The sequence below is a fragment of the Frederiksenia canicola genome (assembly GCF_011455495.1).
Taxonomy (GTDB): domain Bacteria; phylum Pseudomonadota; class Gammaproteobacteria; order Enterobacterales; family Pasteurellaceae; genus Frederiksenia; species Frederiksenia canicola.
The window spans coordinates 1984526-1998279 of sequence record NZ_CP015029.1; the positions used below are offsets into that span (position 1 = coordinate 1984526).

At 42.6% G+C, this 13754-nt stretch carries 13 protein-coding genes; 4 read left to right on the top strand and 9 right to left on the bottom strand.

Annotated features, from left to right (window positions below):
• Positions 1-56: 56 nt before the first annotated feature.
• A complete protein-coding gene (gene thrS, locus A4G17_RS09490; RefSeq protein ID WP_123955830.1) occupies positions 57-1994 on the bottom strand; it encodes a threonine--tRNA ligase in 1938 nt (645 codons plus the stop codon).
• 299 nt (positions 1995-2293) lie between these two features.
• Here thrS and A4G17_RS09495 point away from each other — a divergent pair, with 299 nt between their 5' ends.
• Positions 2294-2584 carry a PTS sugar transporter subunit IIB gene (locus A4G17_RS09495; protein ID WP_123955829.1) on the top strand — a complete coding sequence of 97 codons (291 nt, stop codon included), beginning with the start codon at positions 2294-2296 and terminating at the stop codon, positions 2582-2584.
• Between the two features lie 34 nt (positions 2585-2618).
• On the opposite strand, the gene leuD is transcribed toward A4G17_RS09495, so the two are convergent.
• The 4 genes from leuD to rsuA form a co-directional block, all read right to left on the bottom strand.
• Positions 2619-3224 carry a 3-isopropylmalate dehydratase small subunit gene (gene leuD / locus A4G17_RS09500; RefSeq protein ID WP_123955828.1) on the bottom strand — a complete coding sequence of 202 codons (606 nt, stop codon included), beginning with the start codon at positions 3222-3224 and terminating at the stop codon, positions 2619-2621.
• A gap of 132 nt (positions 3225-3356) precedes the next feature.
• Entirely contained in the window at positions 3357-4763 is a 1407-nt protein-coding gene (leuC, locus tag A4G17_RS09505) for a 3-isopropylmalate dehydratase large subunit (protein WP_123955827.1), read from the bottom strand.
• 330 nt (positions 4764-5093) lie between these two features.
• Positions 5094-6287, bottom strand: a complete 1194-nt coding sequence (locus A4G17_RS09510) for a Bcr/CflA family multidrug efflux MFS transporter (RefSeq protein ID WP_123955826.1) — start codon at positions 6285-6287, stop codon at positions 5094-5096.
• Positions 6284-6979 (bottom strand): 16S rRNA pseudouridine(516) synthase RsuA, encoded by a 696-nt coding sequence (rsuA, locus tag A4G17_RS09515; RefSeq protein ID WP_123955825.1) that lies wholly within the window; start codon positions 6977-6979, stop codon positions 6284-6286. The genes A4G17_RS09510 and rsuA overlap by 4 nt, the downstream gene beginning before the upstream one ends.
• Positions 6980-7129: 150 nt before the next feature.
• Between rsuA and A4G17_RS09520 the strand changes: the two genes are divergently transcribed.
• Genes A4G17_RS09520 through apbC form a run of 3 tightly spaced genes read left to right on the top strand, consistent with a single transcriptional unit; the run spans position 7130 to position 10432 of the window.
• Positions 7130-7783, top strand: coding sequence for a YchE family NAAT transporter (locus A4G17_RS09520; RefSeq protein ID WP_123955824.1), 654 nt, complete (start codon positions 7130-7132; stop codon positions 7781-7783).
• A gap of 2 nt (positions 7784-7785) precedes the next feature.
• Positions 7786-9324 (top strand): peptide ABC transporter substrate-binding protein, encoded by a 1539-nt coding sequence (locus tag A4G17_RS09525; RefSeq protein WP_123955823.1) that lies wholly within the window; start codon positions 7786-7788, stop codon positions 9322-9324.
• 10 nt (positions 9325-9334) lie between these two features.
• On the top strand, positions 9335-10432 hold the full coding sequence (gene apbC / locus A4G17_RS09530; protein ID WP_123955822.1) for an iron-sulfur cluster carrier protein ApbC: 1098 nt from the start codon (positions 9335-9337) through the stop codon (positions 10430-10432).
• A gap of 142 nt (positions 10433-10574) precedes the next feature.
• On the opposite strand, the gene fis is transcribed toward apbC, so the two are convergent.
• The 4 genes from fis to glpE form a co-directional block, all read right to left on the bottom strand.
• Entirely contained in the window at positions 10575-10868 is a 294-nt protein-coding gene (fis, locus tag A4G17_RS09535; protein ID WP_123955821.1) for a DNA-binding transcriptional regulator Fis, read from the bottom strand.
• 24 nt (positions 10869-10892) lie between these two features.
• Positions 10893-11855, bottom strand: coding sequence for a tRNA dihydrouridine synthase DusB (gene dusB / locus A4G17_RS09540; protein WP_123955820.1), 963 nt, complete (start codon positions 11853-11855; stop codon positions 10893-10895).
• Between the two features lie 227 nt (positions 11856-12082).
• Positions 12083-13138, bottom strand: coding sequence for a protease SohB (gene sohB / locus A4G17_RS09545; RefSeq protein WP_123955819.1), 1056 nt, complete (start codon positions 13136-13138; stop codon positions 12083-12085).
• A gap of 166 nt (positions 13139-13304) precedes the next feature.
• On the bottom strand, positions 13305-13631 hold the full coding sequence (gene glpE / locus A4G17_RS09550; RefSeq protein ID WP_123955818.1) for a thiosulfate sulfurtransferase GlpE: 327 nt from the start codon (positions 13629-13631) through the stop codon (positions 13305-13307).
• Positions 13632-13754: the final 123 nt, after the last annotated feature.

Genomic DNA, 13754 nt, shown 5'->3' on the forward strand with positions numbered 1-13754 from the left:
GCAATAGTCAGTCACACATTTCCATAAAAAATGCGGTCAAAACGACCGCATTTTTCTTACTCTTCTCCCTCACCAAACAGTTTCAACTCACGCTGTTTGATTTGATTTTTGAGCATTTCGGTAAACTCTGCCACGGTGAAGGTGCCGAGATCCGCACCTTTACGAGTACGCACTGCCACCTTGCCCACTTCGATTTCTTTATCGCCACAGACTAACATATACGGCACACGGCGTAGGGTGTGTTCACGGATTTTAAAGCCCACTTTTTCGTTACGCAGATCGGCTTTAACACGAATACCTGCATCAGAAAGGGCTTTCACCACGCTTTGAACATAATCCGCTTGGCTGTCGGTGATGTTCATCACGACCGCTTGAGTTGGGGCAAGCCACGCAGGGAAGAAACCTGCATATTCTTCGGTGATGATACCGATGAAACGCTCTAGTGAGCCTAAAATCGCACGATGGATCATCACAGGCGTTTTGCGATCGTTATCTTCTGCCACATAAGACGCATTTAAACGCTCTGGTAGGAAGAAGTCGAGCTGAATCGTACCGCACTGCCAAGCACGATCTAAGCTATCGTGTAGGGTGAACTCAATTTTCGGCCCATAGAATGCCCCTTCTCCTTCTTGGATTTCATATTCCAAGCCATTTGCCACTAATGCAGCCGCTAGGTCAGCTTCCGCTTTCGCCCACATTTCATCGGTACCGATGCTGTTTTCTGGACGAGTGGAAAGTTTCACCTTGATATTTTCAAAGCCAAAGGTACTGTAAATGTCATATACCATTTTGATGCACGAAGTCACTTCGCTTTCTACTTGTTCTGGGGTACAGAAAATATGGGCATCGTCTTGAGTGAAACCACGCACACGCATAATGCCATGTAATGAACCTGATGGCTCATTACGGTGGCAAGAACCAAATTCCGCCATACGCAACGGTAAATCACGGTAAGACTTTAAACCTTGGTTGAAGATCTGAATGTGACCAGGGCAGTTCATCGGTTTGATCGCATATTCACGATTTTCTGATGAAGTGGTAAACATCAAATCACCGTAGTTTTGCCAGTGACCGGTTTTTTCCCACAACACTCTATCCATCATAAATGGACCTTTCACTTCTTGATAATCGTACTGTTTTAACTTGGTACGCACAAAAGTTTCAAGTTCGCGGAAAATTGTCCAGCCATCATTGTGCCAGAACACCATACCGGGTGCTTCTTCTTGCATATGGAATAAATCTAACGCTTTACCGATTTTACGGTGGTCACGTTTTGCGGCTTCTTCTAAGCGATGCAAATAGTCCGCAAGCTGTTTTTTGTCTGCCCAAGCGGTACCATAAATGCGTTGTAACATTTTGTTTTTGCTGTCGCCACGCCAGTAAGCTCCCGCCACTTTCATAATTTTGAAGTGGTGGCAAAAACGCATATTTGGCACGTGTGGGCCACGGCACATATCAATATATTCTTCGTGATGATATAAGGCTGGTTGATCATCCTTAGCGATATTTTCATCTAAAATCGCCATTTTGTACGGCTCGCCACGGGCTTCAAAGGTATCACGGGCAGTTTGCCAGCTGCCGACTTTTTTCACCACATCGTAGTTGGTTTTCGCCAACTCCAACATCCGTTTTTCAATATTATCTAAATCTTCTTGGGTTAACGAACGGTCTAAATCCACATCGTAGTAGAAACCGTTGTCGATGGTCGGGCCGATCGCCATTTTCACATCTGGGAAAAGCTGTTTGATCGCATGACCTAATAAGTGAGCCGTTGAGTGACGGATAATTTCCAAACCGTCTTCATCTTTGGCGGTAATAATTTCAAGGGTTGCATCTTCACTGATAATGTCTGATGCATCACGACGTACACCGTTCACACGCCCAGCAATGGTTGCTTTGGCAAGACCTGCACCGATACTTTGAGCAACGTCTAAGACTGAAACTGGATTATCAAACTGGCGTTGTGAGCCATCTGGAAGGGTAATAATTGGCATAATGTTTCCTTTACAGTGGTAGCCCATACGAGAGGCTACTTGTTCATTAAATAGTTGATGAAATAAAAAACCGCCTACAAGCGGTCGGATTCTTGCAAAATTTTGCAAATTTACTCTACGCTCGTTCCCACAATGAACGATCAAAAGTGACCAAATTTTAGCATAAAATCTTGTGGAAGAGCAAAGTTCAAGCACTTACAAGCGGTCAGTTTCGGCAAAAAATTTGCAAAAACGCTGCGGGGTTAGGCAAAAAGGCGTAAAATATCGCCATCAATTTTTCATTTTTAATAGGAGCCATTATGTTTGGTTTATTCAAAAAAACGACAAAAACTGAAAGCAACGAAACATTGCCGATAGATCCTGCAGACCTCTTGAAAGCCCTTGGAGGAGAAGGAAACATTGAACAAATCAGTTCATGTATCACTCGTTTACGAGCCAAATTGAAAGATTTGTCGAAAGTCGATAGTGAAGCGTTGAAAACACTGGGTGCCGCTGAAGTGGTAAACGTTTCATCAGGTGTTCAAGCCATTTTTGGCCCCCTGTCTGCGGATTACGCACAAGCGTTGAATAAGTTGCTCACCAAAGAGTAAAGCGTGAAGGCGAGAATATTCTCGCCTTTTTCACTTATCGTAAAAATGCAGGAATTTTACTTTCAAACTCCGCAATTTTATCGGCATGTTGCAAGGTCAAACCGATATTGTCCAAGCCGTTTAGCAAACAATGGCGGCGAAAGCTATCGATTTCAAAAAGGTAGGTTTTGCCGTTTGCGACGACGGTTTGGGCTTCTAAATCAACCGTAATTTCCGCCCCTTCATTTGCTACCACAAATTTGAACAGTTCATCAACGTCTTCTTCACTTAAGCGGATTGGTAACATCTGATTGTTTAAACTGTTGCCGTAGAAAATATCCGCAAAACTTGGGGCGATAATCACCCGAATACCGTAATCGTCCAATGCCCACGGGGCGTGTTCACGGGAAGAGCCACAGCCAAAATTTTCCCTAGCTAATAAAATGCTCGCCCCTTGATAGCGAGGGAAGTTCAGCACAAAATCGGGATTTGGCTGTTTACCTTCATCATCTAAAAATCGCCATTCGTGAAATAAATGTGCCCCAAAGCCAGTGCGATTGACTTTCTGTAAAAACTGCTTGGGGATAATTGCATCCGTATCAACGTGTGACGCATCTAATGGAACGGCTAAGCCCGTGTGTTGTTTGAATTCTCGTGCCATAAGTTCTTATCTCTTTTAAGGGCGGACTGATGTCTCCACCCGTTTGTCATTTGCAAAAAATTTGGTGAAAATGACCGCTTGTTCGGGAGGACACAACCCCTCCCCTACAATGCATATCAATTTGTTTGTACGTTAATGCAGTTCTACCTTACGAATATCGACGAACTTACCGTAAACTGCAGCAGCGGCTGCCATTGCGGGGCTCACTAAGTGAGTACGTCCGCCCCTGCCTTGGCGACCTTCAAAATTACGGTTGCTAGTGGAAGCACAACGTTCACCTGGAGCTAAGCGATCATTGTTCATCGCTAAACACATTGAGCAACCAGGCTGACGCCATTCAAAGCCCGCTTCGATAAAAATTTTGTCTAAGCCTTCTTTTTCCGCTTGAGCTCGAACCAAACCTGAACCTGGCACGACTAAGGCTTGCACGCCGTTAGCGACTTTGCGACCTTTCGCCACAGCCGCTGCTGCTCGCAAATCTTCAATGCGGGAATTCGTGCAAGAGCCAATAAAGACTTTATCAATAGCCACATCGGTCAATTTAATGCCGTGCGGTAAGTCCATATAGGCTAAGGCTTTTTCCGCTGATTGACGCTCAATCGGATCGGCCATTTCTGCTGGATTTGGAATCACATCGTTCACGCCGATAACGTGTCCAGGGTTGGTTCCCCAAGTTACTTGCGGTTCGATTTCACTCGCCTCTAACGTCACGACTGTATCAAATTCTGCACCATCATCAGTATGCAAAGTTTTCCAGTACGCGACAGCATCTTCCCAATCTTGTCCTTTCGGTGCAGAGGGACGACCTTTTAAATACGCAAAGGTGGTTTCATCTGGTGCGATAATGCCCGATTTTGCCCCTAATTCGATTGCCATATTGCAAACCGTCATTCGTCCTTCCATGGAGAGATCCCGAATCGCTTCTCCACAGAATTCAACAACATGGCCAGTGCCGCCTGCCATAGTGGTTTTGCCGATAATCGCCAACACAATATCTTTGGCAGTGATACCTTCACGCACTTTGCCTCGCACTTCAATTTTCATCTTTTTAGCACGAGCTTGCTTGACCGTTTGTGTGGCGAGAACGTGTTCTACTTCGGATGTACCAATCCCGAAAGCTAATGCTCCGAATGCACCATGGGTTGCCGTGTGGGAATCGCCACAAACAATCGTCATACCTGGCAAAGTTAAGCCTTGCTCAGGCCCCATCACGTGTACAATCCCTTGATTAATATGGTTAATATCATAAAGTTGGATGCCAAACTGGTCGGTATTTTTTGAAAGCTCGACCATTTGAATCCGCCCCATTTCGCCAGAACCGCCAAGATCACGGCTGTCCGTTGGTACGTTATGATCCATCGTTGCCACAGTTTTACTCGGCTGGCGAACTTCACGCCCCATTGCACGTAGTCCGTCAAAGGCTTGTGGAGAAGTTACCTCATGTACCAAATGGCGATTGATATAAAGCAATGGCGTTTCGCCTGGTGCTTCGTGGACGATATGTGCATCAAACAATTTTTCGTATAGGGTCTTTTTCATAGGTATGCCAACTCATTATATTTAAAGCTAATACAAGCGGTCAGTTCTGGATTACATTTTGCAAAATAACAAAACCATCTCACCGCTTGTGGAATGGCTCGACTATAACGACTCTCAAAATAAAAGTAAAATGCTATTTTTAGCTAAATTTCATATTATTATTCTATGTAAAAAGCTGAAAATAGATAAAAACAGAATCAAAAAAGTGAATTATTCTGTTTTTATCTAATTAGGTAGAAAATTATCCACAGCTTTAAAGGCTTTACAGTCGATTTATGGACAAGAAAATTTTTATTTAAAATAAAATTAACAGGAAAATCCTATTAATCTTTACGACTTTTGTCCCCGTAAGCAGAGAAAATAATAGAGAGTTGACGCTAACAATGTACAGATTGCCATTGTAAATACCATTGGTCGCTCGGTAGTAAGCGGAATAGAAGATACCCCTAACCCAATTAAGGAGGCTAATCCAAAACGAGCGGTCCCTGCGAGTGCATTGGCGGTTCCCGCCATTTCAGGATAGCGATCTAAAATCGCTGCTGATGCATTGCTGCCAATCGTTGAGATCATTCCGACAAAAACTGCAATCCCAATCACCATAGGCCATAAACCTAGTTGAAAGATGCCAACTATCATCAGCCAAATACCTGCGATCAGTTGAAGCCCTAAGCCTACTTGTAACATCTTCTCTGAGCCAATTTTCATGACAAGACGTCCATTGATTAACGTCATTGTTGCCATGGTGGCAATATTGAGCATAAAGAAATAACCAAAATGCTGTGGCGCTACATCATATAGTCCGATATAGACTAATGAGCCTGAGGTTAAAAAAGTGAACATCCCTGAAAAAGAAAGCCCACCAACTAATACATAGCCCAAGGTAGCTTTATGAGAAATTAAACGTACAAAGTTACGTAGTACCTTCCCAAAACTGAGTGGCATTCGATGTTCCGCTTTTAATGTTTCTGGCACACGCCAAGCAAATAAACCAAAGCAAATCACCCCCATCGCCATTAAAGCATAAAAAATGGAGTGCCAATGCCACCATTTCGCCATATAGCCCCCTGCAATCGGAGCAAGTAAAGGAGCAACTAAGGTAATAATAGTGATCGTTGACATCATGCGGGCAAACTGATTTCGATCAAATAAATCTCGAACCAGAGCACCAACAACCACTGTCGGTGCAGCACCAAAAAGCCCTTGAATGAATCGTAGTAGATAGAAGGTATCAATATCTGCTAATCGTGTTAAGAAAAAAGATGCAACCGCTCCACCTGCTAAGCCACATAAAATAATAGGTTTACGCCCAAAACTATCCGCAACGGGTCCCCAAAAAAGTTGGCCTGTTGCAAAGCCAAAAGTAAACACCGCAAGAGTGGCTTGCACTTTTTCTTGAGAAACATTGAGATCTCGAGCAATATCTAAAAAAGAAGGTAAATACATATCAATCGCTAACGGCGGAAACATTGATAGCATTCCGAGAATCACAACAAAAAAGGTATTTGGGCGAAGTGCTATTTTCATTTAAAACGCTCAACCTCTTCTACGGTGAGAGGCCTGAACTCCCCCTCCACTAAATTTTCATCTAAAATCACATGACCAATCCGCCAACGATGTAAAGCCTCAACCTTATTTCCTAACGCCGCAAACATGCGTTTTACCTGATGATAACGGCCTTCGCTGATGGTGAGATTAACATGGTAATCATCCAAAATGTCTAACTGAGCTGGTTTAGTTGGCGTTTTCTCGCCCCGTAGCATAATTCCCTCGGCAAATTTTTCCGCATAGCACTCTTCAACGGGATCCGCCAAGGTCACTAAATACGTTTTTTCACAATGATGTTTAGGGGATGTAATACGGTGTGACCATTTGCCATCATCAGTAAGCAGCACCAAACCAGTGGTATCCGCATCCAACCGTCCCGCACAATGTAATTTAGTGGTCAGCGGATAGTCGAAAAACTGAAACACCGTTGGATACTCGCCATCATCATGAGAACAAACGCAATTTTGCGGTTTATACAGCATAAAATATTGCCCATCTTCTACCCACGCCAACGGCTCGCCATCAAAGCAAATCTCATCTTGCTCGTTGATTTTCAATGCACTGTTTTTTTCCATTTTGCCATTGACAGTGACTTGCCCCGCCCGCAACGCTTTAGTTGCTTGGGAACGAGTCAGCCCCGTATTTTCGGCAATAAATTTATCTAAACGCATAATTTTCCTTTACCAAGCTCGTACTGAATTATGCTGAGAATTATACTCCAATTTCGTTTACCACCTTGTAAATTTTTGCAAGCCTTACATTATTCAAGAAAGATTCCCTATATAATAGCCAACTATTTTTGGCTTTATTTTGAGTTTGTTGTGGATCTCGTTATCAACTTTGCGATTTATTTGCAGTTCTTTATCGGGCTGTTTGCAATCGTCAATCCGTTCGGCACTTTGCCGATTTTCTTTAGTATGACTGCCCATCAATACGAGGCAGATCGCCATCGCACCAATTTGATCACATCCGTTTCCGTGGGGGTGATTTTGTTGGTCAGTCTCTATTTCGGAAAAGTGATTTTAGATGCCTTCAGTATTTCGCTAAACTCTTTCCGCGTTGCCGGTGGCTTTCTAATTGTGAGTATTGCGATGACGATGATCAGCGGCAAACTCGGTGAACATAAACAAAATAAAGAAGAAAAAAATGCCGATTTATCTGAATATGAAAATATCGGAGTGGTGCCATTAGCCATGCCAATTATGGCAGGCCCCGGAGCAATTGGTTCAACGATTGTGTGGGGGACTCGCTATCATTCGTGGGTTGATTATATCGGCTTTAGCATCGCTATTATTCTATTTGCGACGATCTGTTATGTGCTATTCCGCTTCTCAGCACCGTTGGTTAAACGCTTAGGTAAAACAGGCTCAAATATCGTTACGCGTATTATGGGCTTGATTTTGATGGCACTTGGTATTGAAATTATTGTCGCAGGGCTGAGCAATCTGTTTCCTGGACTCACTTCGATGAATTAAGCATGATGTTATTATCACAAGCGGTTAGATCCGTGAAATCTTTTGCAAAAAATTGGCTTTATCTGAGTGCTTGCTTGCTCGTTACCGTCAGCTGCGAGCAAGAGTCAGTCACTCGTCATCAAAAACCGTTAGTTGAATTGCATTCGCCTACGGAGCTGACCCGTGCTATCTACTCTGCCCACATACAGCTTGATCCACATTTTGTCAAAGCGATTGCCGATGCGGCCCCTGTTCGTGATCTTTTGCTTGGATTGATGATGTTCAATCCACAAGGCGAAGTGGTTCCTGCCATTGGACGAGAATTTTTCAGTGAGGATGGGAAAAATTGGTTGATTATTTTGGACGAGAAAGCCAAATGGTCGAATGGCGAACCAGTAACTGCTCAAGACTTTGTGGCAAGTTGGCAACGTCTTGCTGATCCTGCTAATGCCTCCCCACTTTCCCCTTATTTGAACTATATGGGCATTCAAAATGCAAAAGCTATTTTGCAAGGCGAATTACCACCAACGGAACTTGGTGTCACAGCATTAAATCCAACCAGTTTGCAAATTACGTTACACACAGCCAATTTTCAGCTTCCGAAAATGTTAGCTCACTTGGCATTGTTGCCAACGTATCAAGGTAAAAAACCACAGCCAAATCAAGCCTTTATCAGTAATGGTTATTATAAAGTTCGTACCCATGAAAAATTATTACTATTGCTAGAGGCTCGCTTCCCTGAACAACGATTCCAAACTGTTCGTTATCGGCTATTAACCACAGTGCAAAATGTTGATCGGTTTGATCTGGTTGAAAATCCATTAGAAAACTACGGACGAGATATCGTTCATTTACCGAAGTTGTGTAATTATTTCTATGAATTCAATTTTGAAGATCCACTGCTACGAAAAAAAGAAATTCGCCAAGCAATTCGAGCGATGATTTCGCCTTCTGAAATTAGCCGTGGTATAGGAATTCCAATACATTCCGTGCTGCCAAAATCGCTGGCGGTCAGTGATGATCATCATCCATCATCATATAGTGCCGAGCAGCTTCTTCACCAACTCGGTTTTGATGCTCATAATCCACTGAAGCTCACGTTAACGCATGATAATCATGGTCAGCACAATATCATTGCTAACCGTATGGCTCTTACGTTAAGCCGTTCGGATCTTTTCCGTGTACAGTTGCAAGCGGTTGAGTGGAAACAGCTTTTAACAAAGCGTCAGCAACATAACTTCCAGTTGATTCGCTCAGGCTGGTGTGGAGACTATTCAAATCCAGTTTTGTTTTTGATGCCGTTCCATTCCACAAGCCCTGATAATAAAAGTGGCTATGCAAATCCAGTTGTCGATAAACTACTTGAACAGCTTCAACAAACACAAACAGTGAAAGAGCGGGAACGACTTATTACCAAAATTGTGCAACAATTAGAAAATGACGTCGCCATTTTACCGCTTTTCCAATATCAAAGACGTCTCACTATTGCACCTGACATACGTGGCATAGACCCCAATAACAGCAGCGAAGTGATTTATAGCAAAGATTTATACCGACAATAAGGATAAACCAATGAACCAACTTAATGAACAGCAACTTGCTGAAATTAAAGGGATTTTACAGCAATTCCAACATCCAACCCTACAAAAAGATTTAGTCGCATTAAATGCACTCAAGAAAGCCGAGATCGGCGGTACGATCTTACGCATTGAACTTGCTATGCCGTTTGCGTGGAACAGCGGTTTTGAGCAATTAAAAGCGGAGACCGAAGAAAAATTAAAACAGATTGCCCAAGTCAGTGAGGTAAAATGGGTGATGAATTACCAAATCGCTACGCTTAAACGGGCGAATAATCACCCTGCGGTAAATGGGGTGAAAAACATCATTGCAGTAACATCAGGTAAAGGCGGTGTAGGCAAGTCGACAACCTCAGTCAATTTAGCCCTTGCATTAAAAGCGCAAGGAGCAAGAGTGGGCATTTTAGATGCGGATATTTACGGTCCGTCTATTCCACATATGTTAGGTGCGGCTGATCAACGTCCAACGTCGCCCGATAACAAACACATCGTGCCGATTGAAGCCCACGGGTTATTCTCAAATTCCATCGGCTATTTAATGTCGCCTGACAACGCAACGATTTGGCGTGGCCCCATGGCGAGTAGTGCTTTAAGCCAATTATTGCAAGAAACGTGGTGGCCTGACTTGGATTATTTGGTGATCGATATGCCACCAGGTACGGGCGATATTCAGCTCACCCTATCGCAGCAAATTCCAGTCACTGGAGCAGTGGTAGTTACCACGCCGCAAGATATTGCGTTACTCGATGCCATTAAAGGCATTGCAATGTTCGAACGAGTGTCAGTCCCCGTGTTGGGAATTATCGAAAATATGAGTGTGCATATTTGCTCAAACTGTGGACACCACGAACATATTTTCGGTACAGGTGGAGCGAATAAAGTTGCTCAAAAATATAATACTAACGTGTTAGGGCAGCTACCGCTCCACATTCGTCTGCGTGAAGATTTAGACAACGGCACCCCTACAGTGGTCGCGGATCCAACTCACGAAATTAGCCAAGCCTACGCTGAACTCGCTGCCAAGGTTGCCGCCGAACTTTACTGGCAAGGTTCCGTCATTCCGTCAGAAATTATGATTCGGGAAGTGAAATAAATAAACAAGCGGTTAGATTCTCACCAAATTTTGCAAATGCTCATTTGCAAAAAAATTCGATAAACTAACCGCTTGTAAAAACAAAAATCTCACTGTTTTCAGTGAGATTTTTTTGTAATTCTTGCAGACTAATCGTCAAAAATTAGCCCATACCGTACTTTTTTAGCTTTTTACGTAATGTCCCACGGTTGATGCCTAACATTGTTGCCGCACGGGTTTGGTTACCACGAGTGTATTGCATTACGATATCTAACATTGGATGTTCAATTTCAGAAAGTACCAACTCATATAATTCAGTTGGATCTTCACCATTCAATTGTGCTAAGTAATTTCTTACGGCTTGTTTAACATTGTCACGCAATGGTTTATTCACTTGTTGTGCATGTGAATTTAACATTGACACTGTTAATGGACTTGTTTTTTCTTGTTCTAACATTGTTATTTATCCAACTTTGAGATTCTAGCGAATCGATTTTACAAAATCTTCTAACACCTTAAGTTGATCTTTTGTCGTCTCTAAAGCATTAAAAGTACGTCTAAAATTTGAGTTTGGACTTAAGTTTTCGCTATACCAACCGACATGCTTACGTGCAATTCGATAACCTTTCTCTTCACCGTAAAACTGATGAAGATCTTCGATATGCTTCAACATCAATTGGCATTTTTGTTCGAGCGGTAACTCGTTAATCTGTCCGTGCTCTAGAAAGTCTCCAATTTCCTCAAACAGCCAAGGGCGACCATAACTTCCACGTCCAATCATTACTGCATCAGCTTGAGTATAAGCTAATACTTGTTGAGCTTTTTCCGCAGTGGTTATATCACCATTCGCAATAATTGGAATCGAAACTGCCTGCTTCACTGCCTTAATTGAGTCATACTCTGCTTCTCCTTCAAACAGACAGCGACGAGTTCGTCCGTGAATAGTAAGAGCGGAAATGCCTGCTTGTTCTGCAATTTTAGCGATTTCTAAGCAATTTCGGTTTTCAGGATCCCAACCCGTTCTAATTTTTAGCGTCACAGGAACATCAACAGCATTTACGACAGCATCTAAAATGCGACTCACTAATTCAGGCTCACGCAACAAGGCTGATCCAGCCATTTTTTTGTTCACCTTTTTAGCTGGGCAGCCCATATTGATATCAATAATCTCTGCCCCATATTCCACATTTACTTTTGCCGCCATCGCCATTTCTGTGGGATCAGATCCTGCTATTTGCACAGCGTTAATTCCGATTTCTTGATGATGCGACAATCGCAACTTCGATTTCTCGGTATGCCATACATCAGGATTAGTGGACATCATCTCTGAAAAGGTTAAACCTGCACCAAGTTGGCTACATAATCGACGAAACGGCTGATCAGTAATTCCTGCCATCGGTGCGAGGAAAATACGGTTTTTAATTTCATACTGTCCTATACGCATCGAAGTTCCATTGATTAAGTTTAATACAGATTTAATGAGAGACGTCCCCAAATAAAAAGTACGGTCAAAAACCGTACTTCTCATTTCTTTCCAACAGTAAAAAAGCCAAAGCTTTTTCACCTAAGGGGACGTATGATACGCATTTTTTGCGTATTTTGGAAGTCTATTTATTCGACAATTTTAAGAAATATTAAAATTTACAAAATTATTGTCATTTTCATACTATTTTACAACATTGGCGAATGGCTCTTATGCAAGAGCTTTGCAATTAAACGTTCTAAATGGCTTTCGATTTGATCGCCTAATCGTTGACGAAGTTTCTTTTTGTGGCGATATTTCAATTCAATAACGTCTTTTTCCTTCACCGCGTCAAGAATTAAATCATCACTGGTAGAAATCGCATCAACGAGTTGCAAACTGATCGCTTGCTGCCCGAACCAATGTTCGCCTGTCGCAATTTTCGCCACATCTAATTGTGGGCGATGCTCTGCCACAAATTGTTTGAATAACTCGTGCGTTTCTTCCAATTCTTGCTGGAATTTTTGTTTGCCTTTTTCGGTATTCTCGCCCACTAAGGTGACAGTACGTTTATATTCCCCCGCTGTCATTACATCCACATCAACATCGTGCTTTTTCAACAAGCGGTGAATGTTGGGCACTTGAGCGACCACACCGACCGACCCAATCACTGCAAAAGGTGCAGAGACAATTTTATCCGCCACGCACGCCATCATGTAGCCACCACTTGCGGCGACTTTATCCACGGCAACGGTAAGCGGAATTTGATGCGCTTTCAAACGTTGTAATTGCGATGCCGCTAAGCCATAGCCGTGTACCACGCCACCTGGACTTTCTAATTTGAGCAACACTTCATCTTTTTCTGGGTTCGCAAGGCTAATCACCGCATCAATTTCTTTGCGTAATGCACTGACATCACTTGCATGAATATCGCCATGGAAATCCAACACAAACAGGCGAGATTTGCTTTGTTCGAGATTTTCTTCGCCTTCTTTTAAACGCTTTTTCTCTGCTTTCGCTTTCTCTTTTTCTGCTTTTTTGTCTAACTTTTCTTGGTGTTTCAGCTCTGCTTCACTTAAGAAAAAACTCGATAAAATTTTGACCTGATCTTTATATTTCTCGGTTAAATTAGTGATCGTAATTGACCCATTTTCAGGCTGTTTACGGCTATCTAGAATCAACATCACAATAACCGCAACCACGCCAAACACCGTCAGCAATTCCAATAAGAAAATGCCGTAGTTAAGTAAAATTTCTTTCCACATTGTTTTGTCCTTTTTCTTTAAACTTGTAGGGGGGAACCTTTGTATCCACCTATTGCTTTACGGTGTAGCGCGGGTCTTGCCCCACTCATCACGATGACAAGCGGTTAGTTTTGATTAAACATTTGCAAATCATCATAGTGGGGCAACCCCCATCCTACTTATTTAATCAATATCCCATTTCTACAGGTAACTCCGCTCTCACCCAGCCCTCAAAGCCACCTTTGACGCTATACACACGATCAAAGCCTTGTTCGACAAGAAATTGGGCGGTATTACGGCTACTGATGCCGTGATAACAGCTAACTAAAATCGGTTGATCAAAATCGTATTCATCTAAAAATTTGCCGTAGCTGTGATTGGTTAAATGAAACGCATCTTGCGGATGGCTGTGGCTAAAGCGAATGCTGTCGCGAATATCGACTAATACCGCATCTTCGTTTTGCATCATCTCCCATGCTTCTTGTGGAGTGATTTCTTTAAAGGTTTCTTCCATTTTTTGCTCTAAGCTTGCAGATAAAGTGCGAAATATATCATCAAATCGCTCATTGTGCAGGTATTGTGATGATGAATTTTATTGCAGTTTTATGATTAACTTCTATAATACGAACCATTATCA

Bases quoted from the DNA above. Each gene is read 5' to 3' on its own strand.
- thrS (WP_123955830.1), bottom strand. From the start codon at position 1,994: ATGCCAATTATTACCCTTCCAGATGGCTCACAACGCCAGTTTGATAAT.
- A4G17_RS09495 (WP_123955829.1), top strand. From the start codon at position 2,294: ATGTTTGGTTTATTCAAAAAAACGACAAAAACTGAAAGCAACGAAACA.
- leuD (WP_123955828.1), bottom strand. From the start codon at position 3,224: ATGGCACGAGAATTCAAACAACACACGGGCTTAGCCGTTCCATTAGAT.
- leuC (WP_123955827.1), bottom strand. From the start codon at position 4,763: ATGAAAAAGACCCTATACGAAAAATTGTTTGATGCACATATCGTCCAC.
- A4G17_RS09510 (WP_123955826.1), bottom strand. From the start codon at position 6,287: ATGAAAATAGCACTTCGCCCAAATACCTTTTTTGTTGTGATTCTCGGA.
- rsuA (WP_123955825.1), bottom strand. From the start codon at position 6,979: ATGCGTTTAGATAAATTTATTGCCGAAAATACGGGGCTGACTCGTTCC.
- A4G17_RS09525 (WP_123955823.1), top strand. From the start codon at position 7,786: ATGATGTTATTATCACAAGCGGTTAGATCCGTGAAATCTTTTGCAAAA.
- apbC (WP_123955822.1), top strand. From the start codon at position 9,335: ATGAACCAACTTAATGAACAGCAACTTGCTGAAATTAAAGGGATTTTA.
- fis (WP_123955821.1), bottom strand. From the start codon at position 10,868: ATGTTAGAACAAGAAAAAACAAGTCCATTAACAGTGTCAATGTTAAAT.
- dusB (WP_123955820.1), bottom strand. From the start codon at position 11,855: ATGCGTATAGGACAGTATGAAATTAAAAACCGTATTTTCCTCGCACCG.
- sohB (WP_123955819.1), bottom strand. From the start codon at position 13,138: ATGTGGAAAGAAATTTTACTTAACTACGGCATTTTCTTATTGGAATTG.
- glpE (WP_123955818.1), bottom strand. From the start codon at position 13,631: ATGGAAGAAACCTTTAAAGAAATCACTCCACAAGAAGCATGGGAGATG.